Annotated in this window: 18 protein-coding genes and 2 pseudogenes; 14 read left to right on the top strand and 6 right to left on the bottom strand. The window is 57.2% G+C overall.

Annotated features, from left to right (window positions below; all coding sequences use genetic code 11):
• Genes SD70_RS03790 through SD70_RS03780 form a run of 4 tightly spaced genes read left to right on the top strand, consistent with a single transcriptional unit; the run spans nucleotide 1 to nucleotide 4,236 of the window.
• Entirely contained in the window at nucleotides 1–819 is an 819-nt protein-coding gene (locus tag SD70_RS03790) for a carbohydrate ABC transporter permease (protein WP_041045790.1), read from the top strand.
• Nucleotides 820–855: 36 nt separating this feature from the next.
• A complete protein-coding gene (locus tag SD70_RS03785; protein WP_041045788.1) occupies nucleotides 856–2,616 on the top strand; it encodes a sensor histidine kinase in 1,761 nt (586 codons plus the stop codon).
• Nucleotides 2,591–2,950: a response regulator gene (locus SD70_RS37555; protein ID WP_231571026.1), complete on the top strand. Its 360-nt coding sequence runs from the start codon at nucleotides 2,591–2,593 to the stop codon at nucleotides 2,948–2,950. Before SD70_RS03785 ends, SD70_RS37555 begins: the two co-directional genes overlap by 26 nt.
• Complete coding sequence (locus SD70_RS03780) at nucleotides 2,896–4,236, top strand: AraC family transcriptional regulator (protein WP_231571025.1); 1,341 nt, start codon at nucleotides 2,896–2,898, stop codon at nucleotides 4,234–4,236. Before SD70_RS37555 ends, SD70_RS03780 begins: the two co-directional genes overlap by 55 nt.
• A gap of 625 nt (nucleotides 4,237–4,861) precedes the next feature.
• Here the strand turns inward: SD70_RS03780 and SD70_RS03775 are convergent.
• Nucleotides 4,862–5,170 (bottom strand): annotated as a pseudogene (locus SD70_RS03775) (epimerase); the annotation flags it as partial.
• A gap of 166 nt (nucleotides 5,171–5,336) precedes the next feature.
• On the opposite strand from SD70_RS03775, the gene SD70_RS36770 reads away from it, so the two are divergent.
• Nucleotides 5,337–5,549 (top strand): hypothetical protein, encoded by a 213-nt coding sequence (locus SD70_RS36770; RefSeq protein ID WP_197080930.1) that lies wholly within the window; start codon nucleotides 5,337–5,339, stop codon nucleotides 5,547–5,549.
• Nucleotides 5,550–5,593: 44 nt separating this feature from the next.
• Nucleotides 5,594–6,883, top strand: coding sequence for an MFS transporter (locus SD70_RS03770; RefSeq protein ID WP_231571024.1), 1,290 nt, complete (start codon nucleotides 5,594–5,596; stop codon nucleotides 6,881–6,883).
• Between the two features lie 78 nt (nucleotides 6,884–6,961).
• On the opposite strand, the gene SD70_RS03765 is transcribed toward SD70_RS03770, so the two are convergent.
• The gene (locus SD70_RS03765; RefSeq protein WP_041045784.1) at nucleotides 6,962–7,759 is read right to left on the bottom strand and encodes a TetR/AcrR family transcriptional regulator; all 798 of its coding nucleotides are present in this window, start codon (nucleotides 7,757–7,759) and stop codon (nucleotides 6,962–6,964) included.
• A gap of 314 nt (nucleotides 7,760–8,073) precedes the next feature.
• Here SD70_RS03765 and SD70_RS03760 point away from each other — a divergent pair, with 314 nt between their 5' ends.
• From SD70_RS03760 to SD70_RS03745, 4 genes are read left to right on the top strand one after another with little or no spacing between them, the layout of a single operon-like run.
• A complete protein-coding gene (locus SD70_RS03760; protein ID WP_231571036.1) occupies nucleotides 8,074–9,822 on the top strand; it encodes a substrate-binding domain-containing protein in 1,749 nt (582 codons plus the stop codon).
• Complete coding sequence (locus SD70_RS03755; RefSeq protein ID WP_156157878.1) at nucleotides 9,819–10,619, top strand: enoyl-CoA hydratase/isomerase family protein; 801 nt, start codon at nucleotides 9,819–9,821, stop codon at nucleotides 10,617–10,619. The genes SD70_RS03760 and SD70_RS03755 overlap by 4 nt, the downstream gene beginning before the upstream one ends.
• A gap of 35 nt (nucleotides 10,620–10,654) precedes the next feature.
• The gene (locus SD70_RS03750) at nucleotides 10,655–11,842 is read left to right on the top strand and encodes a CaiB/BaiF CoA transferase family protein (protein ID WP_041045779.1); all 1,188 of its coding nucleotides are present in this window, start codon (nucleotides 10,655–10,657) and stop codon (nucleotides 11,840–11,842) included.
• 30 nt (nucleotides 11,843–11,872) lie between these two features.
• Nucleotides 11,873–13,048, top strand: a complete 1,176-nt coding sequence (locus tag SD70_RS03745) for an extracellular solute-binding protein (RefSeq protein WP_041045777.1) — start codon at nucleotides 11,873–11,875, stop codon at nucleotides 13,046–13,048.
• On the opposite strand, the gene SD70_RS03740 is transcribed toward SD70_RS03745, so the two are convergent.
• Nucleotides 13,042–13,614: a DUF421 domain-containing protein gene (locus SD70_RS03740; RefSeq protein WP_041045775.1), complete on the bottom strand. Its 573-nt coding sequence runs from the start codon at nucleotides 13,612–13,614 to the stop codon at nucleotides 13,042–13,044. The genes SD70_RS03745 and SD70_RS03740 overlap by 7 nt on opposite strands.
• A 167-nt stretch (nucleotides 13,615–13,781) precedes the next feature.
• Between SD70_RS03740 and SD70_RS03735 the strand changes: the two genes are divergently transcribed.
• The 3 genes from SD70_RS03735 to SD70_RS03725 all read left to right on the top strand — a co-directional run bounded on the left by SD70_RS03735 (nucleotide 13,782) and on the right by SD70_RS03725 (nucleotide 16,642).
• Nucleotides 13,782–14,450, top strand: a complete 669-nt coding sequence (locus SD70_RS03735) for a GntR family transcriptional regulator (protein ID WP_041045773.1) — start codon at nucleotides 13,782–13,784, stop codon at nucleotides 14,448–14,450.
• Between the two features lie 260 nt (nucleotides 14,451–14,710).
• Entirely contained in the window at nucleotides 14,711–16,150 is a 1,440-nt protein-coding gene (locus tag SD70_RS03730; RefSeq protein WP_041045771.1) for a 4-hydroxyphenylacetate 3-hydroxylase family protein, read from the top strand.
• A gap of 36 nt (nucleotides 16,151–16,186) precedes the next feature.
• A complete protein-coding gene (locus tag SD70_RS03725; RefSeq protein ID WP_041045769.1) occupies nucleotides 16,187–16,642 on the top strand; it encodes a pyridoxamine 5'-phosphate oxidase family protein in 456 nt (151 codons plus the stop codon).
• Here the strand turns inward: SD70_RS03725 and SD70_RS34510 are convergent.
• A complete protein-coding gene (locus SD70_RS34510) occupies nucleotides 16,555–16,863 on the bottom strand; it encodes a MarR family winged helix-turn-helix transcriptional regulator (RefSeq protein ID WP_231571035.1) in 309 nt (102 codons plus the stop codon). The genes SD70_RS03725 and SD70_RS34510 overlap by 88 nt on opposite strands.
• Before the next feature lie 300 nt (nucleotides 16,864–17,163).
• Between SD70_RS34510 and SD70_RS03720 the strand changes: the two genes are divergently transcribed.
• Nucleotides 17,164–18,069: an alpha/beta fold hydrolase gene (locus SD70_RS03720; protein ID WP_052487022.1), complete on the top strand. Its 906-nt coding sequence runs from the start codon at nucleotides 17,164–17,166 to the stop codon at nucleotides 18,067–18,069.
• Nucleotides 18,070–18,179: 110 nt separating this feature from the next.
• Here SD70_RS03720 and SD70_RS03715 read toward each other — a convergent pair.
• Nucleotides 18,180–19,217, bottom strand: a pseudogene (locus SD70_RS03715) (glycoside hydrolase family 18 protein).
• Between the two features lie 5 nt (nucleotides 19,218–19,222).
• Nucleotides 19,223–21,856, bottom strand: coding sequence for a transglutaminase domain-containing protein (locus tag SD70_RS03710; RefSeq protein ID WP_041045767.1), 2,634 nt, complete (start codon nucleotides 21,854–21,856; stop codon nucleotides 19,223–19,225).
• Between the last annotated feature and the right edge of the window lie 6 nt (nucleotides 21,857–21,862).

Raw genomic sequence — 21,862 nt, 5'->3', positions numbered from 1 at the left:
ATGAAGAAGAAAAAACGGTTACTCAATATCGTTCTTGGCGTGCTGACCGCGATCGTCATGCTGGCCTTCTCGTTTCCGTTCATATGGATGCTGCTCGCTTCCTTCAAGACGCAGGCGCAAATTATGGCGACCGATCAGTTTTTCGTCTTTAAGCCGACGGGCAAAAACTACTCGAGCGTGTTCGGCGAATACGACTTCCTGAAGTTCGTCTGGAACAGCTTCGTCGTCGCGGCGGGCTCCACGCTCGGCTCGCTTCTCCTCGGGCTGCCGGCCGCTTATGCGATCGCCCGCCACCGCCTGCAGGGGCTCGGGCTGATCATTTTGGTCGCGCGCATTATTCCGGGCATTACGTTCCTGATTCCGTGGTTCATCATTTTCTCCAAGATCGGTCTCGTCGATTCGTTCGTTTCGCTTATTTTGAGCCATATGCTCGTCGGGCTGCCGTTCATTATTTGGGTCATGATTTCGTTCTTCGAAGGGCTGCCGGAGGAAATCGAGCAAGCTGCCCTGATCGACGGCTGCACGTACAACAAAGTATTTACGAACATCGTGCTGCCGATTTCCGGCCCGGGCATCATCACGGCGTCGCTCTTGTCGTTCATTTTCTCGTGGAACAACTTCATGTTCTCCATCATTTTGGCCGGCGACAAAACGAAGACGCTGCCGATCGCCGTATTCAACTTCTTGTCGTACTCGGAAATCAACTGGGGCGCCCTGATGGCTGCAGCCTGCATCATTACGCTGCCGGTTCTCATCATCGCTCTCGTCGCGCAGCGCTACGTCGTAAGCGGCCTTGCATCCGGCGCCGTTAAGGGCTAAACTGTCCGTACATCAAGAAGCAAGGAGCTATCCTGGATGAACGGGAAACTTACGATTTTCAGCAAAGCGGTCAGTCTACTTATATTGCTGTTGACGCCTGTTCTCATTCTTTATATATACACGAACAAGGTCAGCGTGGATGTGGTGAAAGACGAAATTCAGTCTTCCAGCCTCAGCCAGCTGTCCTTTTTTCTTCATCAATTCGATACGACGGCGGAACAGCTGGCGATGTTTCCCGTCATCGCCAGCTCCGATCCGTACGTGCGGGACTTTGTCGACATGCGTTCGGACAACAACCAGTACGAATGGATCAGGGAGAAAAACCGCGTCGCGGAAGTGTTAAGCCTGCAAAGCGTGTCCAGCGCCTGGACCAACGATCTGACGCTGTATTTGCCGTTGGAAAACGCGATCGTATCTTCGAATCCGGTCAATTCGACCGACGTGCAGACGTTCTTGTCGTTCCGGCCTTCGCCCGGGATGTGGACGTTCGACCCGACGGTGCGCCCGGATGCCAGGCCGCCCGGGCCCCGTTTTGTCCGGCAGCTGGTTAACCCGTATAATGCCAAATCTTTCGATCAGATTAAAAGTATGATTCAGATCAGCTTTTCCGTATCGAATATGACGGCGATGCTCGATCAGGTCAAGTCCGGGGGCAAGGGCGACCCGTTCTTTTACCGTGCCGGCTTGCCGCCGATCGGCAGCAGCACGATGGACAGCGGCGTCGTGTCCGGACTGGTCCCGATTCTCGGCGGCCAGCGGCTGGCGGAAAGCGGGAGCTTCGTCTGCCAGCTCGGAGGCAGGCAATATTACGTGTTTTACGTGCAATCCAAACAGCTCGATTGGTATTTGATCGACTATGCGCCGGTCGAAAACATTTTGCTGCCGATTACGAAAACGAATGCGCTGTTCTACGTCACGATCGGCTTGCTCCTCGCGCTCGGCTTTCTTTCCGCGTATTTGCTGTACCGCCATGTCCAGCGGCCGATCGGCAAGCTGATCCAGGGCGTGCAGCGGATCAAGAAAGGGGACTTGTCCGCGCGGATTCGTTACCGGCCGAACAACGAATTCGATTTTCTCATCGTGCGGTTTAACGAAATGGCCGAACAGATTCAAGATTTGGTCGAGCGCGTATACGTCGAGAAAATCCGTCTCAACGATGCGACGCTGAAGCAGCTGCAGGCGCAAATCAATCCGCATTTCCTGTACAACAGCCTGTTCTTCGTCATCAACATGGCGATGCTTGGCGATACCCGCTCGGTCGTGGCGATGGCGCAAAATTTGGCGGAGTACTACCGCTATACGACCCGCATGGAAAATCAAACCGCCCCGCTGCGAGAGGAGCTCCATCTCGTCGAAAACTATTTGACGATCCACAACTTGCGGCTGCAGCGTTTCCATTACGAGATCGACGTGCCTGGGCCCATGATGGACTTGCAGGTGCCGCGGCTCCTCTTGCAGCCGATTGTGGAAAATGCGATCGAGCACGGCGTGGAGAGCCAGCCGGACGACGCGCTGATCGTCATTAGCGGCAGGCAGGACGAAGAATGGAATGAGATCGTGGTCGAAGATAGCGGCGCGGGCGTATCGGACGAGGCGCTGCGGGAGCTGGAAAAGCAGCTTTACCGGCCGATGGAAGCGAGTATGGGATATGGGGTCTGGAATGTCCATCACCGGCTGCAATATGCGTTCGGAGAAGGGGCAAGGGTGCAGCTTGCTCACAGCGCGCTGGGAGGTTTGAAAGTTACGCTATCGTGGAAGCGGAGGGATGATAATGACGCAGCTGCTGATCGTGGATGACGAGGCGCATGTCGTCGAGCGGCTGGCGGCGATGGTTCCGTGGGAGTCCGTCGGCGTTGCCGCCGTGCATAAAGCGTATTCCGGCATGGAAGCGCTCGAACTGCTGCAGGAGCATCCGATCGACGTCGTGCTGACCGACGTGCGCATGCCCGGCATGACGGGACTGGAGCTGTCGGCGCACATTCGCCGCAACTGGACGAAAACGCGGTGCATTTTGCTGTCCGGCCACGCCGATTTTGAGTATGCCAAGGAGGCGATCAGCTCGGGGCTTCCGGCTATTTGCTTAAGCCCGTTAAAGACGAAGAGCTGCTCGCTACTGTCGACGATGTGGTGAAACGTCTGCAGGACGAATGGGCGCAGGTGTTGTCCCACGAACGGACAGCCCGGATGCTGCGCGAAAATTTGCCGCAAATGCGCGGCAATTTGCTGCATGAGCTGCTGGAAGGCCGCCGCTACTCGCTCAAGGAGCTGCAGGACCGCATGTCGATGCTTCGCGTGCCGTCCTTTTTCGGGGAGCCGTTCCGGCTTATGCTCGTGCGCCTGGAGGAGCCGTTTTACACATACGATTCGCAGAGCCTCGCTCTGCTTGAATATGCAGTCGGCAATATCGCGGAGGAATTGTTCGCGCCGCATTTCGAGCTGTGGCCGGGCAAAGACTCCCACGATTATTTGGTCTATGTGGTGAGGAGAGCGGGGGGGCCGGATGCTGAGGAGAGCGCGAATGGGGAAGGAGAGCCGTTCCAGACGCTGGAGTCGACCGCAGCCCAGTGGCAAAGCGCCGTGCAAACGTATTTGAACGGCCATTTGACGATTTTGATTAGCCGTATCGGCGTATTCCCCGACGACTTGTCCGAGGTGTACGATACGACCCTTTCCGCCTTACGAAAACATGTCGGCGCCGAAAGAGACTTGATCATGACGGTCGCCGGAGAGCGGCAGGAAGGCTCCGAAGTCCGGTCGATTCCGGCGCTTTACGAGCTGCCCACGATGAATCAGCTGCTGGAAGCCGGTCAATGGGAGACGGCCGGAGAGCGCGTGGAGCGCATATTCGGCGAGCTTCGAGGCAAGCAGGAGGAGCTTCACGAGCACTTGCTGGAAACGTATTTCGTCATCGCCTCGGCCGCCTCCTATTACGCCCACAAAACCGGCCGCCCGCTGGCGGGGCTTCTCGGCTCCAGCTATGAAAAGCTCATTCAGGGCGCTCCGTACCGCTCGTGGCAGCAGCTTTACGATTGGGCGGCGGACGTGCTGCACCGGCTTCGCAGCCAGACGGAAGACGAGGCCAAAGATTCCCGCACGAAGCTGATCGAGCAGGTGCAGCGGTTCGTGGAGCAGCATTTGGCGAGCGACGTGTCTCTCACGGCGATCGCCGACCACGTATTCATGCACCCGGTCTATATTTCGAAAATTTACAAGCTGGAAACGGGCGAAAATTTGAGCGACTACGTGAATCGCGTCCGGATGGAGAAAGCCGCGCACATGCTGCTGCGCACGCAGGACAAAATTTACGAAATCGCCGCCAGCATAGGCTACCAGAGAGCCCATTCGTTCATTAACGTGTTTAAGAAGCATACCGGCCTTACGCCACAGGAATACCGGGATAAGTACAGCAATGCGTGACAGTCAACGTTCACGCGTTTCCCCGGCGAGTCTGAGGGCATAGCGGAATACGGTTCCGCTATTTGCCAAACGGAACGGGAATCCGGCGAAATAACGGACTCCCGTTCCGTTATTTCGGTGAAATGCCCTGGTTTTGCACGACAAGGTGCTGTGCTGGGGGCAAATAGCGGAACCGTGTTCCTCTAATTCCGGGAAATGACGGGAAATACAGGGCATAGCGGAACTATGTTCCGTTATGATGCCTGTGGCATTTTCGGTAGCGGTTGTTCGGGCTATACAGCCGAGCTGTGTCAGGGGATGGCCTCAACGCGGCTGCTTCCGCACAAGCTGCCACAACAAGCCTGCCACCACGGACTGCCCAAACTCGGAACGCACCGGCACGGGCCTTTCCAACAGAACTACCCGTGAGGGGATGCCATAACGCCGACTACCCCGCCACAAACTACCACCCCACGGACTTCGCCAATACCGAATGCCCCAATACTTCGCCCACCACGGGCTCTCCTAGACTAAACTCTTCTCAATCCCTTCGACGCTGAGTTCCCGGTCGCCACACCTCCGCCTAACATCCGCTCTCTTCCTATAACGAAAGCGGGGCGCCCAAGTCGTAATTGTAGTCTCACGATCATCTCTCGAAGCTTGTTGCCGGAATCGGGCCGATGAACCGCTCGTATTTCTCTCCGCTCAGGAGGAGCGATTCTGTCGTCAGGTACAGCATTTCCGCTACTTCCTTCATGGCCGGAACAAATATCCCTAGTAGAGATAATCCGATCCTTCCTAACGGCAGGACGGGTTTCGCCGACCCCGCGGCCATACGTGCGAGCCGGATTATTTCTTTGCCTGAGATGATGCCGGCTCCGGGGATGTTCCATTCCTGACCGCAGGCATGATCATGCAGCGCGATTTCTACCGCCATTTTGGCAGATCCAGCAAGTATACGTGTTTTTGTGTTGACCATATACTGTTTATACTATATACTGAATACAAAAGATACAGTTTATATTATAAACAGTAAGGAGTGGATCATGATGAAGGCTGCAAAAATACCGAATCAACGCGGCTCCCTTGTTGAACAGACCATGAAAAAGGAGGGTATTGCATTGACCGCCGCAACCGATACAGGCATTAATCCGGCAGGCCGCAAGGAATGGATTGCGCTTATCGTCCTATGCCTCCCGTTGATGATCGTATCGATGGACGTCTCCGTCCTGTTTTTCGCCGCACCCGCCATTGCTGCGGATTTGCATCCGACCGCGACCCAACAATTATGGATTTTCGATGTCTACGCTTCATTCTCGCCGGTCTGCTACTGACAATGGGCGCCGTTGGTGACCGAATCGGACGTCGGCGTCTGCTGATGATAGGCTCGGTGGGATTTGCATTATGCTCGATGTTCGCCGCGTTCGCCCAGACGGCCGCTGCCCTGATTTTGGCCCGCGGTATTCTTGGAATTGCGGGATCGACCCTGATGCCCTCGACACTGGCTCTCGTTCGCACGATGTTCCAAGACCCTGCTCAGCGGACCAAAGCGATGTCTATATGGAGCGCTGTCATGGCCAGCGGCGTCACTGTCGGGCCGATTATCGGCGGCCTGCTCATCCAATCGTTTTCTTGGGGCTCCGTGTTCCTCATTAACATCCCCGCAATGGTGCTGCTGCTTCTCATCGCGCCCTTCCTGCTGCCGGAGACACGCAGCGCCGTACGCGCCCGGATTGATTTATTCAGCTCGGTCCTTGCTCTCGCAGCCATTCTGCCAATTACTTACGGCGTCAAGACGCTCGCGGAGGACGGCTGGACAACGATTCCTATCGTTGTTCTCGCGGCAGGTATGATCGCCGGATTCGTGTTCGTCCGGCGCCAGTTGACCATTCAAAACCCTTTGATCGATATCCGTGCGCTAATGGAGAGGCGGACCGGCGGTTCGATTCTCATTAACCTTATCGCAACATTTACGCTCATGGCGAGCGCATTGGTCAATACCCAGTTCCTCCAGTCGGTTCTCGGGTACTCCCCGTTCGTCGCGTCGCTGTGGAGTGTACTGCCATCGGTTGCCGTCGGGGCGGCGGCACCGATTGCCGCAAAGCTGTCGTTAACGCACGGGAGGCCGCGCATCATGGCCGGAGGGTTCGTGTTGTCGGCGATTGGATTCGGTGTGCTGACCCAGGTGCGACTCGATGGTCTCCTGCCGCTTGCCTTCATGCTCGTTGGAGCCGGATTGGTCGCGGCGGGAATCGTTTCCGTCATGACCCTCGTCGCAGATTACGTTGTCGGTGTCGCGCCGGCCGATCGCGCAGGAGCCGTCGGGGGGCTCATCGAAACGTCCAGCGAGCTCGGAGGCGCCTTCGGCATCGCGCTTCTCGGCAGCATCCTCACGGCCGTCTACCATAATGCCGTATCGTCTCTACTCCCCGCAGGCCTGGCGCCGGAATCGGCCCTGGCGGCAGGGCAGACCATTGCCGGTGCGGCAGCCGCTTCACACTTATTGCCCGCCGAGGCCGCATCCCAAGTAATAAATGCCTCCAAGGAAGCCTTCATGACCGGCATGCACGTCACCTGTCTCATCGCCGGCGTCATCCTATTGCTTGCGACAGCAGTCACGGCGGTATTGCTCCGCGAAAAGAAGACGGACGTTAGCGCCGCCGCGTAATACCGGCCACGAATAAAAAAGGCTATTTCAAGGATTATCAACCTTGGAAATAGCCTTTTTTTATTTCGCTGAACAGCTTTATTTGTCCGTTTTGCCGGTCCTTTTTCGATCTAAATATTGTTCGATACCGTCCAGAATCCGCTCCAATCCGAAGTCTATGTCGTTGCCGACGTTGTTCTCGCTGTCATTCTCTTCGGTATAGGCCCCGGACATGACGATCGGATGCAGGTTCGGGTATTGTTCCGGCTTGACCAAAGCCTGAAGCGCTGCCGAATAATGGAGCCCGCTGAACGCTTCCGCGCTGGAACCGGCCTGAATCGCACGATCTATGTCCCGCTGAAGCATCCCGCTGGAACGCGCGTAGCCGCTTAGCAGTAGAACGATGGACATTTTTTCGTAATCATTCAGAGGCATGTCCCGCAGAGGCCGCAGCGCCCAATCCACGATGCGCAGATTGTTAGGCGCAATCGGAATTCCGAAGATCGGGATGTCTCCATACCATGGATGGTCGCGAAAAATGCCGATCGTACCCATTACGTACTCGCGCAAGCTCTCCCGCCATTCATGGGAAGGTCTCTCCGGAGGCAATGGAATGTCGCATGCTGCGTCCTGCATGAGGAGCAGCAGGTCGTCTTTGCTTGGAATGTAGCGGTATAGAGACATCGCAGTGAAACCGAGTTCCGATGCAACTCGGTTCATCGAGACGGCATCAAGGCCGTCCTTGTCCGCAATTTCGATCGCCTTCTTCACGATCTGGTCGATGCTCATCTCCCGCTTAGGCCCGCGCTGAGGCGGTTTCGCAAATCCCCAGCCGAGCGCTACGCCGGTCGGGAGCAACTTCGCTGCTTCTTCCGGCGTCAAGTCGTTTTTAGGCATACGCGCTCCTCCTCTCCAGTTGTTCGAAGCCGGCCTTAGAATCGCGTGCCGTTGCGAAGCCGTCTTACGATTAAAATGCTTATATAATAAACAGTATATCACAGTTAAGAAAATTGGGAAAAGCGGAAGCGATTCGTCCTAATCATTCGTGCATTTCGCTATTGCCGCACTTATCATGTTCGTATATACGAACCAATAAATTTGTTGGAACGGATTTAAAGTGCAATTAACGTGAATTATAATTGAATTACGCCTATAAAGTTCGAACATGCGAAACTGCAGCGAAGCGAAGAAAGGGGCGGCGTCGCTTGAAAATGGTCAAATCGGCCTATCGGGCCTTGAATGTGCTGGAGCTGCTGGCAAACCGGCCGGCGGGCCTTTCTTTTACGGAAATTTTGCACGAAACGGGCCTTGCCAAGAGCACGGTTCATGAGCTGATGCAAACGCTAGTGAACCGCAAATATGCCCACTATCGGCCGCTCACGAAAACGTATGTCGCCGGAGCAAGGGTATTGACGCTCGGCGTGCAATATTTGCGGCATTCGCCGGATATGCGGCAGGCTGCGGAATTGGCGCGGCTCATGGCGTCGTGCCCCGGGGCGAAAGTTCGCGTCGGCGTGCTGTCGGGGGAACGAGTCGTCATCGTGCAGGAGGAGCGGGCGGAAGCGGGGGCGGAGCCTTACGGCCCGGCCGTTGGAGCGGAGCTGCCGCTCACTTCCGCGCTCGGCAAAGCGCTGCTGTGCCTCCATTCGGAGGAGGAGATCCGCTTGCTTTGGGAAACCGGCAGAGGTGCTAACGTCCGGTCGGGGCAGGTGCAGAGCGAATGGGAAGGATGGAGGTCATTCGTCTGGCAGCTGCGGGAAGTGCGGTCGCTTGGCTTTGCCTTCGAAGCGGATCACACAGGGCGAGGGCAGTATAGCATTTCAGTCCCGGTCTGGACCGATTCGGGCGAGGTGGCGGTCGCTGTCTGCCTGGAACTGGCGAAGGCGGAAACCGACTATGCGGACTTGAAACGGATCGTTTACACGCTCTATGACTGGTGTCAGCGAATGAACCCGGCCGCCAAGCCGGGGCGTGCGGAGTGCGGCGGCGAGGCAGCAGTGGCAGCCAATCCCATCTACGTATCACTGCCGAACCTCGATTCGCAAAAGGCGCTCGAATATTTACACACATTCGAGCAGGCGTTTCAAGCGGAGAAGCTGCCTTGGCTCATGACGGACGGCCATGACGACGAATGGAAACAACGCCTCTGCCTCGAACTGGCGATGGACAAGTTCAGCCCGCGCTGCATCATTATCTCGCCGGTCGACGCGCAGGAATCCGATCGGCTGTTTCGCGCGGCGGCGCAGGCCGGCATTCCGGCGGTCTGCTTCCAGCGCCCGTCGCGCAGCCGGTTCGCGGACTACTACGTCGGCGGCGACGGCTACGAGCAAGGCGTAATGCAGATGGAATACGTGGCGGCGCGGCTGAAGGGCAGAGGCCATGTGCTGCTGCTCGAGGGGGATCCGTACAACGACAATGCGCGCAACATGTCGTTCGGCCATCAGACGGTGCTCGCGAAATACGGGGAGCGGTTGCGGGCGACGTCCGTTCCCGTGCTGCGGTGGAGCAAGGAGGAGTCGCGGCAAATCGTCGCCGAGCTGCTTGCTTCCGGAGAAAAGCTGGACGCGGTCGTCGCCGGCACGGATCATATGGCCGAAGGCGTCGTAGAGGAGCTGGTGCGCCGCAAGCTGGCCGGCAAAATCATCGTCGTGGGCGGCGACGGGGACGCTTCGGCGGTTCGCCTCATCAAAGCCCGCCAACAGCATGCGACGGTATTCCAGCATCCCGCGGAGGCGGCGCGTACGGCGGCCCGCGTCGCCTCGGCCCTGGCGTCGGGGCAAGCGGACGGCGGCATGGAGCGCAAGCCGCTGCTGCGCGATGTTCCGGGGAAGGAAGTGTACGCCGCGGTCATTCCGTACACATTTTACGACGCCTCGAATATCGCCGAGCTGGAAGCTTACTGGGCGCGGAGCGAATCGGGGCTGCGAACGCACAAATTGGGAAAGGGGTATGTGCCGTGACAGTAACAGCGTCAATGCCGGCTTATCAGTACTTGCAGCTGGAGGAAAAAGAGGCGGTGCTGGTCGTCACGATCCGCCGCGAAGAAAAGCTTAACGCCATGAACAATGTCATGATGGCCGAGCTTACCGACTGCTTCACTCGCATCCGCGAGCATAGCGGAGTGCGTGCCGTCGTGTTGACCGGCAGCGGCAAAGCGTTTATGGCCGGTGCCGATATCAACGGCTATAACGAGTTTGACATGGGACAGTTTTTTGCTTTTCAGGACAAGGGCCGGGAGATGTACCGCGCGATTGAAAACTGCACCAAGCCGGTCATCGCCGCGGTTAACGGCTACGCGCTCGGCGGCGGCTTCGAGCTGGCGCTCGCCTGCGACATCATCATCGCTTCGGACAAAGCCAAATTCGGGCTGCCGGAAGTGAAGCTGGGGCTCGTTCCCGGCGGCGGCGGCGTGCAGAAAATCGCCCGCCTCGCAGGGCCGTTCGTCGCCAAAGAACTGACGATGACCGGGCGTTTCCTGACTGCTGCGGAAGGGAAGGCGCTGCTGTTCGTGGGTCAAGTGGCGGAGCCGGAGCGGCTGCTGGAAACCGCATTCGCTCTCGCCCGGGACATTGCGGGCCAGGCGCCGCTTGCCGTGCAGGCGCTCAAGAAGCTCGTCGACGCCGGCCGGGACGCAAGCCTGGAAACCGCGCAAGCGTACGATCGCGCCTATCTCGCCAACCTGTTTCACAGCGAGGATGCGAAGGAAGGAATCGCGGCGTTCGCCGAGAAGCGGCCGCCTCATTTTCAAGGGAAATAGGCATCGCCATACCCATAACAAAGGAGAAGAGAACGATGGACAAAGCGTTATCCGGCATCAAGGTGCTCGACTTCACCCATCTGCTGCAAGGGCCGTTCGCGACGCAAATGCTCGGCGACCTCGGGGCGGACGTCATCAAAATCGAACGAAAAGGGAGCGGGGACAGCTACCGGGCGTGGACGTTTTTGAAATATTGGGTCGGCGGCACGGAATCGCCGTGCTACTTGGCGTTCAACCGCAACAAGCGCTCGCTCGCCCTCGATTTGAAAACGCCGGAGGCGAAGAAGATCATTTATCAACTGGCGGAACAATGCGACATCGTCGTAGAAAACTTCCGCCCCGGCGTCATGGCGAAGCTCGGCTTCGGCTACGAAGATTTGAAAAAGATCAATCCGCGCATCATTTACTGCTCCAGCACCGGGTACGGACAAGACGGGCCGTACGTCGACCGTCCCGGCCAAGACTTGATGATCCAGTCGCTGAGCGGGCTGACGACGCTGACCGGCACCAAGGATGCGCCGCCGACGCCGCTCGGCACAGGCATCGCCGACCAGCTCGGCGCTTACAACATCGTGTACGGCCTGCTGTCGTCGCTGTACTACCGGGAAAAGACCGGCATAGGCCAGAAGCTCGAAATCAACTTGTTCCAATGCCTTTTGACGCACCAGCTGCAGGAGTTTGCCGTGACGCTCAATTCCGGCAAGCTGTTCGAGCGCCCGCAATCCGGCATCGCTCACCCCGGCCAATCGGCGCCTTTCGGCATTTACAAGACGGCGGACGGCTATATGTGCATTTCGGTGAACCCGATTCCGGTGCTGGCCGAAGTGCTGGGCGACGAGGGGCTGAACGAGTATAACGACCCGCAGACGCTGTACGACAAGCGCGACGAGGTGTTTTTCCGGATTCAGGCCAGCGTGGTGAAGCAAACGACGGCTTACTGGGTGGAGAAAATGCTGGAACGCGACATGTGGGTATCGGAAGTGTACAACCATCTGCAGGTTGAAAACGACCCGCAAGCCGTTCACTTGCAGGCGTTCACGTCGTATGAGCATCCGACGGCGGGGACTGTTCGCACGGTGAACGTTCCCGTGAAATTCAGCGAGACGCCGGGCGAAATTCACCGGCATCCGCCGCTCATCGGCGAGCATAACGAGGAAATTTTGCGCGAGCTCGGGTATTCGGCGGAAACGATCGAAGAAATGAAGCAGACCGGCGTTATTTAGCTCCGGTGCCGTGATGGAGGAAGGGAACCGATGGTCAAGCTCAAAGGGATGACTTGGAACCACGTCAGAGGGTATGCCCCTCTGGTTGCGGCTGCGCAGCGATTCCGGCAGCTGCATCCCGAAGTCGAGATGGAATGGGACCGGCGTTCGCTCAAGGACTTCGGAGACTACCCGGTTGATTTGCTCGCCCGCGAATACGACATTATTTTGATCGATCATCCGCACGTCGGGATCTGTTCGGAACAAGGCGTTCTCGTGCCGCTGGACCAGCATATTCCCGCAGCTTATTTGCGCGATCAGGCGGAGAACTCGGTAGGGCCGAGCCACCGCAGCTACGAATGGGGCGGCCGCCAGTGGGCGCTCGCCGTAGACGCCGCGGCGCAGGTTGCGTCGTACCGTCCCGATCTGCTCCCCGCGGCGGACGTGCCGCGCACATGGCAGCAGCTTATAGAGCTCGCCGAATCGCTGCCTCCCGGCCAAAAGGTCGGGTGGCCGCTCTGCCCGACGGATGCGATGTGCAGCTTCCTTACGCTGTGCGCGGGTATCGGCGGAGGGGAGTTTTTCGACGAGGCGGAAGGCGTGCCGCATCCGGTCGGGGAAGCGGCTCTCGAACGGCTGCTGGCGCTGCTGCCGCTGCTGCACGAATCGTCGCTTGGCTCCAATCCGATTCAAATGTACGACCGCATGTCGACCCGGGACGATATCGTGTATATCCCGTTCGCCTTCGGCTACACCAACTACGCCAGAGCCGGCTTCTCGGACAAGCTCATCCGTTTCGCCGACATTCCCGGCGACTCGGGAGAACCGCGAGGCGGTCTGCTCGGCGGCGTCGGCATGGCCGTATCGGCGTTTTCCGCGCACGTGCCGCTGGTGCTCGAGTTCGCGATGTATGCGGCGAGCGGCGAGACGCAGCGTACGGTATACGTGGAAAGCGGCGGGCAGCCCGGCCACGCGGCGGCGTGGCGCGACGATGCGGCGAACCGCAGCTGCAGCGGCTTTTTCCGTGATACGCTGCGCACGCTCCGGCTCAGCTATATGCGGCCGCGAAACCGCGCCTTCCCGGCGTTCCAAGAGCAGGCGGGAGTGCTGCTGCACGATGCGCTTAAGCAGCATGCGGCGGGCGGCGCCAAGGCGAAGCCCGCCGAAATCATTGCTGCCATGAACAAGCTTTACCGCGAAGCGTGCGCTTCCACCGGCAATCATTGATGTTGCCCTAACCTTAACGTCTGCCGGATGTGCTCGAAAACTTCGTGCGGGTTGCTTCCGGCAGGCGGCATTTTGAACTGCAGCATTGCTAAAATTTGCTCCATTTCACCGCGAGTGAGCGGCTGCGCGGACGGCTTCAATTCGTAGCCGAAGCGGCCGTTCACCTCGATGGTCCCCGTGCGGATATCGGAGATGTTGGCGATACCTTTTTGCCGCAGCCGCAGCTCGAGCTGCTCCGTCGTCATCCGCAGCTTCTTCAAGTTTTCCTCCACGATGTTCCCGTCCACAATAACGACCGTAGGCTTCCCGATAATGAGCCTCTCAAACAAACTCCACCTGAGGGCGATAGACTGAAAGATGAGTAAAATGACGATAAACAAGGCGATGCATACAATCGTCTGCCACACCTTATCCTCCGCGACCGCATGCCCGATAATCGTGCCGATCGAGAGAACGGTAACCATTTCGAGCGGAGTCATCTCGGAAATGACCTTTTTCCCCGCAATCCGAAGCAGCACAAATCCGGCAATGATGATTACGACTGCTTCATAAGCGAACGTGAACACAAGCTGAATCCCCTTTACAGTTGTACTTGTCCAATAAAAGGATAACGTCCCTATCTTAGTAAGATGCCCGGCGCGGTGTGCATTCATGCATAAATCGTTATTGACGGGGGATTGTGTCTTATGTATGATGTATACATAGACAGAAGGAGAAGGGTGTAGGTCATGTTATGGTTGCGTCCAAATTTAATCTGAAACCGATCGATAAACCGTCGACGACGAAGGAGAGGGCGTACAACGAAATTAAACATGTCATCCTCAGCGGCTACATTTCATCAGACCAGATTTTTACCGAAGTGAAGCTGGCCGAGCTGCTGAACACGTCCCGGACGCCGGTCCGCGAAGCGCTGCAGGATTTGTTGAAAGAAGGCTTGATCGTATCGGTCCCGCGCAAAGGAATGGCGGTCCGCAAAGTAACGGAGAGCGAGGTGGAACAAATTTTTCTGCTCCGCACCACGATCGAAACGAACGTGATTCAGCGGCTTGCCGAAACGATCGAGGCTAAGCAATTGGCGGAGCTGAAGCAAATTTGCCGGCTGCAGGAAGAGGAAATGTTGCGCAATGATGACATCGCTTTCATTAAGCTGGATCAGGAGTTTCACATGGCGCTGACTCGGATTGCCGGCTACGAATTGATCGAGCAGGTGCTCCTCAATCTTCATAATCTGTCGCAGCTGATCGGTCTGCGGGCGATTAAGAAGAGCAACCGGATGAAAGAGGTGCTGGAAGAGCACCTGGATATCATATCGTGCATCGAGCGCAAAAACAGCCTCGAAGCGGCCATTGCGATGGCGAACCATTTGAACAAGACAAAACTGTCGCTTACGCTAGATGGATAGCGGAAACGGCGGTGGCTTTTACGGCAATAGGTAAGCGCTTGCAGGAAAGATCAAATAGGCAAATAAGATGTTTAATGTGAGAAAGCATAACAATTTACGACAGGTATACCGCGAAATTAGTAAAATATATTGACTTGAGCCGATGACAGCCGTATGATCAGGTTAGATATTCTGACAATTGATTGTTTGGTATTCATGTAGCATTTTGTGTATACACAACACATAATACTCTGTGCATCAGGGTGAAAGGATGGTCAGCTATGGTTCGGAACGGCAAACAGTATTTGGAGTCTCTGCAGGATGACCGGTGCATCTATATTCATGGGGAGCGGGTCAAGGATGTGACGACGCATCCGGCATTCGCCGGCATCTCCCATTCGTTCGCCAAGCTGTATGATATGGCCGCCGACCCGGCAAACGAGATGACGTATACGACGGAGGACGGAACGGTCGCCAACAAAGTGTTCATGATGCCGCGCAGCCGCGAAGATTTGGCGGAGCGCCGCCGGGCGATCCAGCGTTGGGCGGAAGCGACATGCGGCTTCGCCGGCCGCAGTCCGGACCACGTCGCCGCTTTCCTGGCCGGGTTTTCGAGTTATCCCGAAGTGTTCGGCGAATATGAGCAGAACGTGCATAACTTTTATAAGAAAGCCCGCGACGAAGATCTGTTCGTCACCTACGTCATCATCCCGCCGCAGGTCGACCGCAGCAAAGCGGCTCACGAGCAGGAAGAAAAGTACTTGCCGGTAGGTGTGCTGGAAGAGCGCAAGGACGGCATCGTCGTTCGCGGCTCGCAAATGCTCGGCACGAGCGCGGCGGTCTCCAACTACTTGTTCGTCAGCTGCATTACGCCGTTGAAGCCGGGCGATGAAGACTACGCCATTTCGTTCGTAGTGCCGCTGAACGCACCGGGCCTTAAGCTGTATCCGCGCCCGAGCTATGCGATGGGCAAGGAGAGCGTGTTCGATTACCCGATGTCCACCCAGTTCGACGAAAGCGACTCGCTCATGGTGTTCGACGACGTGTTCGTTCCGTGGGAGCACGTTTTCGTCTACAAAAACATCGAAGCTACGCGCGATCAGTTCCATAAGACGCCGGCGCACGTGCTGGGCAACAATCAGGCGCAAATTCGCCTTTGCACGAAAATCAAATTCCTGATCGGCATCGCCCGGAAAATTACCGCAATGGGCGGTACGGACAAATTCCCGCAAGTGCAGGAGCGTCTCGGCGAGCTGGCGTCGCTGGCGGCGACCGTCGAAGGCATGCTGCTGGCGAGCGAGTACGAGTGCACGTTCGACAAGTACGGCAACGCCCGCCCGGCATCCCGCTTCCTGTACGGCATCGTCGGAATGCAGGACCAGGTTTACGCCGGCGTCATTAAAATTTTGCGCGAGCTGGTCGGCGGCGGCGTGCTCCAAATGCCGTCCTCCTATCACGAAATGGTGAACGAGGAGACGAAGGACGATATCCGCCAATACATCCGCGCGACGGGCGTCGATTCCGAAACGAAGATCAAATTGTTCCGGCTCGCCTGGGACGTCATCGGCTCGGAATTTGCCGGACGCCATCAGCAGTATGAAATGTTTTACAACGGAGCACCTTTTGTGGTGAGAGGGCACGCGTTCCGCAATTACGGCTACCATGAGCCGCTGGAGCTGGTGGAGCGTTTCCTGAGCAGCTACGAGCTGCCGAAAGCTTAACAAACATACGTCGCGGAAAGGGGTTCAACGCAAGCCATGTCCAAAGTAATCAACGAATTGTCGCCCGAAATGGCGGAGCAGCTGCAAGGCCAGAGCATTGTGTTCGTGAACGTCGTCAACAAGGAAACCGGGGATATTTACTCCACCGTTCTGTCGTGGGTATATGCCGTCAGCCCGACGGCGATCCGCTTCGCCATCGATGCGAAGTCGGATTTCGTGCGGATTTTGCAGCAGGATCCGCGGCTCGTCATGAATTTTATCGCGCAAGAGACGGTGTTCTCCGTCAAAGGCCAGGCAGCCGTGAAGGTGGCGCAGACGGAAGGGCTGACGCTCAAAATGGCGCTCATCGAAGTAACCGTGGAGGAAATCCGGGACATCATGTTCTACGGCGGCAAAATCGTGACTCAGCCGGCTTTCGTCAAGACGTACAAGGAAGATTTGATCAAGAAGCTGGATGACGAAATGAGAAACGCGCTCAAGAACTTGCCGTAACCGGCCGGCCGAAGCGCCGAATATAGGGAGGAGCAACGAGTTTTATGAAGATCGCTTCGATTCAATTGGAGATCAAGGATCAGGAGAGCAACGATAACTTTTCGGCGGTCTTTGGGATCGGGTTCACGCTTGGCAAAATGTTGTTTCTCAAGCCGATCGATAACATTCGTTACTGCGCCGGTGGTCAGATTTAGTCTCTGCGCGAGTTGTCCGGCCGTCATCGGGCCTTCCCGGAGCAAAATCGAAAGAGTCTTCATATCGGTAATGCCTAACCCGTGTTTCGCTGCAGCCGCCTGATGAAACAACGCCGTTTCGGTGCTGTATACCTCCCCCAACAAGTGCATTTGGCCTATTAGCGATTTTCGGTGCTCGAGATCGTTCATGTATTTTTCTCCTTATCCGCTTGACATCATATATCTTAGCAATTAAGATATATGATAACTAAAATAATTATTGATCAAGATAAATTTCAAGGCTATTATAGTCCTAATCCACTCCTAACACAAGAAAGGAACATCAACGTGAAGACGAAAACCGATATCGAAAGCCAACCGGCAAAAGCGGCCGTACGGGAGCCATACGTTACCGGCTCCGTGATTTCCAGGGACGGCACCGTCATCGGCTACCGCCAGTTCGGCCGCGGCCCGGGCTTGGTGGTGCTCCACGGAACCATGTCGTCAGCCCACAACCATATGCAGCTTGCCGAGGCGCTGGCCGAAGCGTTCACTGTTTACGTGCCCGACCGCCGCGGTCGCTGTCAAAGCGGTCCGTATAGCCAAAATTACAATATACGGGAGGAGATCGAAGATTTGGGCGCACTTCTTGCCGCAACGGGCGCCCGTAACGTGTTCGGGGTTAGTTCGGGAGGCGTCATCTGTCTCCAAGCGGCGCTTGCCTTGCCTGGCATTGACAAAATCGCTGTTTTCGAACCGCCGCTGTTCATGGACAGCGCGTTTCCGACCTCCGTATTGACGCGCTATGACTCAGAGATAGCTCGAGGCAAATTAGCTGCAGCGCTTGTCACGGCGATGAAAGGAGCGCAAATGGGCCCGCCGATTTTCCGCGCTATGCCTCGCTGGCTGCTCGAGCGGCTAACGAACATGGCGATGGCTGGCGAGGAGAAGAAAGGCTCGAGTGATTATGTAACGATGAGGAAGCTCGCTCCCTTGCTGCACTACGATTTGCGGCTTGTTGCCGAGAATAGCGGGGATTTCGAGAACTACAGAGCCATTTCCACCGAAGTGCTTTTGCTCGGCGGCAGCAAAAGTCCCCCTTACCTGAAAACCGCCCTCGACGAGCTGGAAAAGGTGCTGCAACACGCCATACGCCTTGAGTTGCCCGGGCTCGATCATGCAGCTTCGTGGAATAGCGACAGAGGCGGCAAGCCGGAACCTGTGGCCCACGCGCTGCGCCAATTTTTTTCTTGACCGAAAGTTGCCGAAGTGCAATGTCGGGCGAAGATGACGCCCGGCCAGACGCGCCATGCAAAAATGAACCGGCTGCCGATGCGGCAGCCGGTTCATTTTATCGCAATCGCTCATTCGTTTCCTTGCAGCGTCCGATACATCGCGTTCAGCAGACGGTGCGTTTTGTCGCAGCTGTACTCCCAAAACATGATGCCGGCCAAGCCTTGATCCTTCACATAGTCGCATTTGCGCCGAATCGATTCCTCGTCGTCGTAGGAGATGAGGCTGGATCCGTTAAACAAGTACGGCGCGCACGCTTCCTCATCCCAGTAACGGGTATAGCCGTTTTTATTGATATAATCGGCGGCGAGCTCGGTAAAAGCAGGCCCGTAGCCGCCGCTGCCGCCCGCCATTTGATGAAGGCCGCGATTGCGGTCCGGAACCCCGTGCCAGACGCGGGAATAAAATGCGGCTCCGATCACGAGCTTTTCCCGCGGTACACCTGCCCGGACGAACATGTTCACGGAAGCGTCCGCGCTGATCCTGAACAGATCCCCCGCCGGCGCATATAAATTCGTATGGTGCCCTGTCAGCACTTGAAAACCGCCGCGCATATCGTACGTCATCAGCTGGACGAAATCCAGATACTTCTGTGCCTGATCCATCTCCGTGCCGTCTACGTAATATTGGTCGGCTCCCGCCGCAATCGTAAGCAAATAACGGCGCCCCTCCAGGGAACCTTTCGCGTCCAGCGCTTCCCTGATCGTCCGAAGCAGCAGCGTGAAGTTTCTTTTATCGTCCGGGCTCGAAGCAATTCCCGCTTCCCCGTAGCAAGGGTACTCCCAATCCAGATCGATTCCGTCAAAAGGATGCTCGCTCAGCACCCGTACCGCCGAAGCGGCCATCTTCTTTCTGCCTTCTTCGGTGAGCCGCCCTCCGAGATCCGCCGGCGCCCCAGCCTCCTACGGATAGCAGCACGGTAAGTCCCGGATGCTCCCGCTTGATGTCCCGGATAACGTCTGCATGCTGCAAATGTTCCACAGTAATTTCATCGCCTCGGACATGGCCGAAGGTACGTTCAAATGGGTTAATTGGGCCAAATCGTCCCGAGCCATCGCCGGCAGCGCGGCATCGACCGCATAGCCCGCCACTATATACGTTTTCGGCATTTCATCTACTCCGATCCTTTGGATTTGCTGCAAATTGCCGCCAATATGCGCAGCGCTTCTTTCCCTACGCCGATCTTATACCCGGACGACGTATAACGGATTCGATGTTCTCCGTCCAGCACGAAGAGATGCGGGAAGCCGGCTTCGTGAGCGGGCGGCTTTCTTACGAAATCCGGCAACGAAGCGCAGCTCGCATCCCGCGCAAAAACGGTTCGCGCCGGCAGCTTCGGATAATGTGCCGGTTGAAACGAAGCGGTGCGCTGCGAATCGCCGATCACCAGCACAACGGGAACCCCCGCCTTGTCAAGCGCCTCGGCCGCCTCGCTCAGCTCGCGGAACAGATGCTTGCTCGGCTCCCGTTCGGGCTCGATCCATGCAGCGATCGCTCCCTCCGATCCGATGAGATCTCCCACCGTTTTGGAAGTGCCATCGAGAAGCGCGAGCGTGCCGTCTTGGTCAAAAGTTCCGAGCACAGGAATATCCACCGCCATCCTGCGATAGGTCAACGTAACGTCGGTCTGTTCCCCCGCCGGTACAGTGAAGTAAGCAAAGCGCACTTTTACTGTGCCGTCCTTCAGCCGGATACCTGATGTCAGGCGGTACGCTCCCGGCTCCACCTCGAACGGCTCGTCATAGACGTCGGTTTTGCCGTGCGGGTAGACGAGCGTTTTGTACACGCCGTTCTCCAGGCGGGCGAAGGTGAAGTTTTCTCCATAGGAAGCCGCCGGAGCGTCACTCCCGGCATCGGGATCCCGCAGCAGCCGCAGCTTCCCCCAAGCCCTGCTCTCTTGCCGCCCGGTTGACGTTAAACCGAACGCCGCATCTTCCCAGCTGCCGTTGTTCCGGTATTGCGGCTTCTGCTCGCTCGGATGGAGGCGCGCCGGAATGCCAAGACTGCGGCATACGGCCACAAACAAAACGTGCAGCGACACCGGATCGCCTGCTTTCAATTTGTAGGTCCCTACCGGATTTCCTTTTCCCGTCAAGTTGGGGATATCTTCCCACAAATTGAAGCCCTGCTCCAGTTTGCGGGCAAGAAGCGAAGGGTCCGCTTTGAACGCTTCGGACTCCTCGACGGTGAAAGCATTGCGGAAAAATCGCCGATACGGCACAATCATTTCATAGAGGACGCGCGGACAAAGAATATACGGGACGAACGTGTCCTCGGCGATAGCACCGCGCTGCGCGAGGGCTTCGGTCAAATGATCGTCCAGCGCGGGGCGGAACGTATCGATCAAATCTTTATCGTTCAACGTTTCCAAGAGCCGCAGCGGCCACTCGCCGTATTCGCCGGACCGCTCCCGCAGGAAGGCTGCGATCTCCTTGTCGTTGCCCCGCGCTTTGTGCAGCACGTTCCATACCCGCTCCGGCGGGAGCCCCGCTGCCCAGGCCAGCCCGAACGCTTCCTCCTCGCCGATGAATGAGCTCTCGTATTCGGTCCGGATTCTCGTCCCTTCCTCTAGACGGCTGTTATGCCGGCTCAGTGCCTGTTCGGAAAGCGGCTCTTCGGCCTCTCCTTCACGCTCCGGAGGAGGGACCATATCGAAATCTGCCGTTCCGGCAGGCTGTTCTGCAGCCCCGATTACGAGCTCAAAGCGGTCGCCCTCATAAGCCGAAATCTTCCTTTCGCCCCACATGCCGCCTTTCACCGCGCGAATCACCAGATCGCCGAAGCCGGTCTTGAGCGATGCCTCTCCCCGCTCGTCGCTCGGCAGTATCGCGATCGGATACAGTTCGGCCGTATTGTACAGCTCGAAACGGACATCGGCGCCGCAAACCGGCGCGCCTTGCCCGTCCTTTACGGCGACGGTCACCGTTCGGGCCGGCGCATATTGCTCGAGCAAGTTGATTTCCGTAAACCATTCGTCCGCGAGGGTAATATGTTCAGGCCCCGGATAATCCGCGTAAATGCGCGTGTTGATCAGCATGGCCCGCCGGGCTGGCGGACTGAACCACCCCCGATTGAGACGGGCTTCCGGCTCGCATGCGCCGATATAGTGCCACTGGCTGTCAGCCCACGCTTCTACCCAAGCGTGGTTGGAGTCGCAATGGGCCCAGCGCGGCGTATACACTTGGCGGGCGGGAATGCAGATGCTGCGAAGTGCCGCCACCGCCAGCGTCGACTCCTCGCCGCAGCGTCCCCGCGCACTTCGGATCATGGCGAGCGGCGACATCGTCCGCAGATCGCTTCCGATGTACGTCGCTTTTTCATGGCACCAGTAATTCGTTTCCAAAATCGCCTCCGCCATCGGGAGATTAACTGTCCGGGCTGCCAATTCGTTATATAGAATGCCTCGGGAATCCTCGATATTTTCCGTATTCACCCGGTACGGCAGCACGAAATGCAGGAAGAGGCTGTCCGGCACGCGGGATCCCCAAGGCACCTGCTTGCGGATTTCCAGCGTCCGCCGGACATGGCTTAAAAACAACGATCCGTCATAATCCGCCAAGTCGTTCACCGGCATGTACGCGAATAAGTACTTCAAAGCCCACGTCTCTTCCTCGCTCAGCTCCTCCGCGAAAATATCGAACAGCTCGTGTTCGCGGGCTTTGGCGAGCAGACGCTTCGCGCGAAATTTCCGATCGATTCGCTCCAAAGCTTGCCGGTCAAGCGAGAATACTGGCGCCTGGATGGTCACTTCGGT

Origin of the sequence: Gordoniibacillus kamchatkensis (assembly GCF_000829455.1) — a bacterium.
Lineage (GTDB): Bacteria > Bacillota > Bacilli > Paenibacillales > NBRC-103111 > Gordoniibacillus > Gordoniibacillus kamchatkensis.
Note: the sequence above shows the minus strand (reverse complement) of the source record. Positions and strands in the feature narration are given on the sequence as shown.

Bases quoted from the DNA above. Each gene is read 5' to 3' on its own strand.
- SD70_RS34510 (WP_231571035.1), bottom strand. From the start codon at position 16,863: ATGACGGCCGGACAACTCGCGCAGAGACTAAATCTGACCACCGGCGCA.
- SD70_RS03765 (WP_041045784.1), bottom strand. From the start codon at position 7,759: ATGCCTAAAAACGACTTGACGCCGGAAGAAGCAGCGAAGTTGCTCCCG.
- SD70_RS03770 (WP_231571024.1), top strand. From the start codon at position 5,594: ATGATAGGCTCGGTGGGATTTGCATTATGCTCGATGTTCGCCGCGTTC.
- SD70_RS37555 (WP_231571026.1), top strand. From the start codon at position 2,591: ATGACGCAGCTGCTGATCGTGGATGACGAGGCGCATGTCGTCGAGCGG.
- SD70_RS03735 (WP_041045773.1), top strand. From the start codon at position 13,782: ATGGTTGCGTCCAAATTTAATCTGAAACCGATCGATAAACCGTCGACG.
- SD70_RS03785 (WP_041045788.1), top strand. From the start codon at position 856: ATGAACGGGAAACTTACGATTTTCAGCAAAGCGGTCAGTCTACTTATA.
- SD70_RS03750 (WP_041045779.1), top strand. From the start codon at position 10,655: ATGGACAAAGCGTTATCCGGCATCAAGGTGCTCGACTTCACCCATCTG.
- SD70_RS03760 (WP_231571036.1), top strand. From the start codon at position 8,074: ATGGTCAAATCGGCCTATCGGGCCTTGAATGTGCTGGAGCTGCTGGCA.
- SD70_RS03745 (WP_041045777.1), top strand. From the start codon at position 11,873: ATGGTCAAGCTCAAAGGGATGACTTGGAACCACGTCAGAGGGTATGCC.
- SD70_RS03725 (WP_041045769.1), top strand. From the start codon at position 16,187: ATGTCCAAAGTAATCAACGAATTGTCGCCCGAAATGGCGGAGCAGCTG.
- SD70_RS03790 (WP_041045790.1), top strand. From the start codon at position 1: ATGAAGAAGAAAAAACGGTTACTCAATATCGTTCTTGGCGTGCTGACC.
- SD70_RS03730 (WP_041045771.1), top strand. From the start codon at position 14,711: ATGGTTCGGAACGGCAAACAGTATTTGGAGTCTCTGCAGGATGACCGG.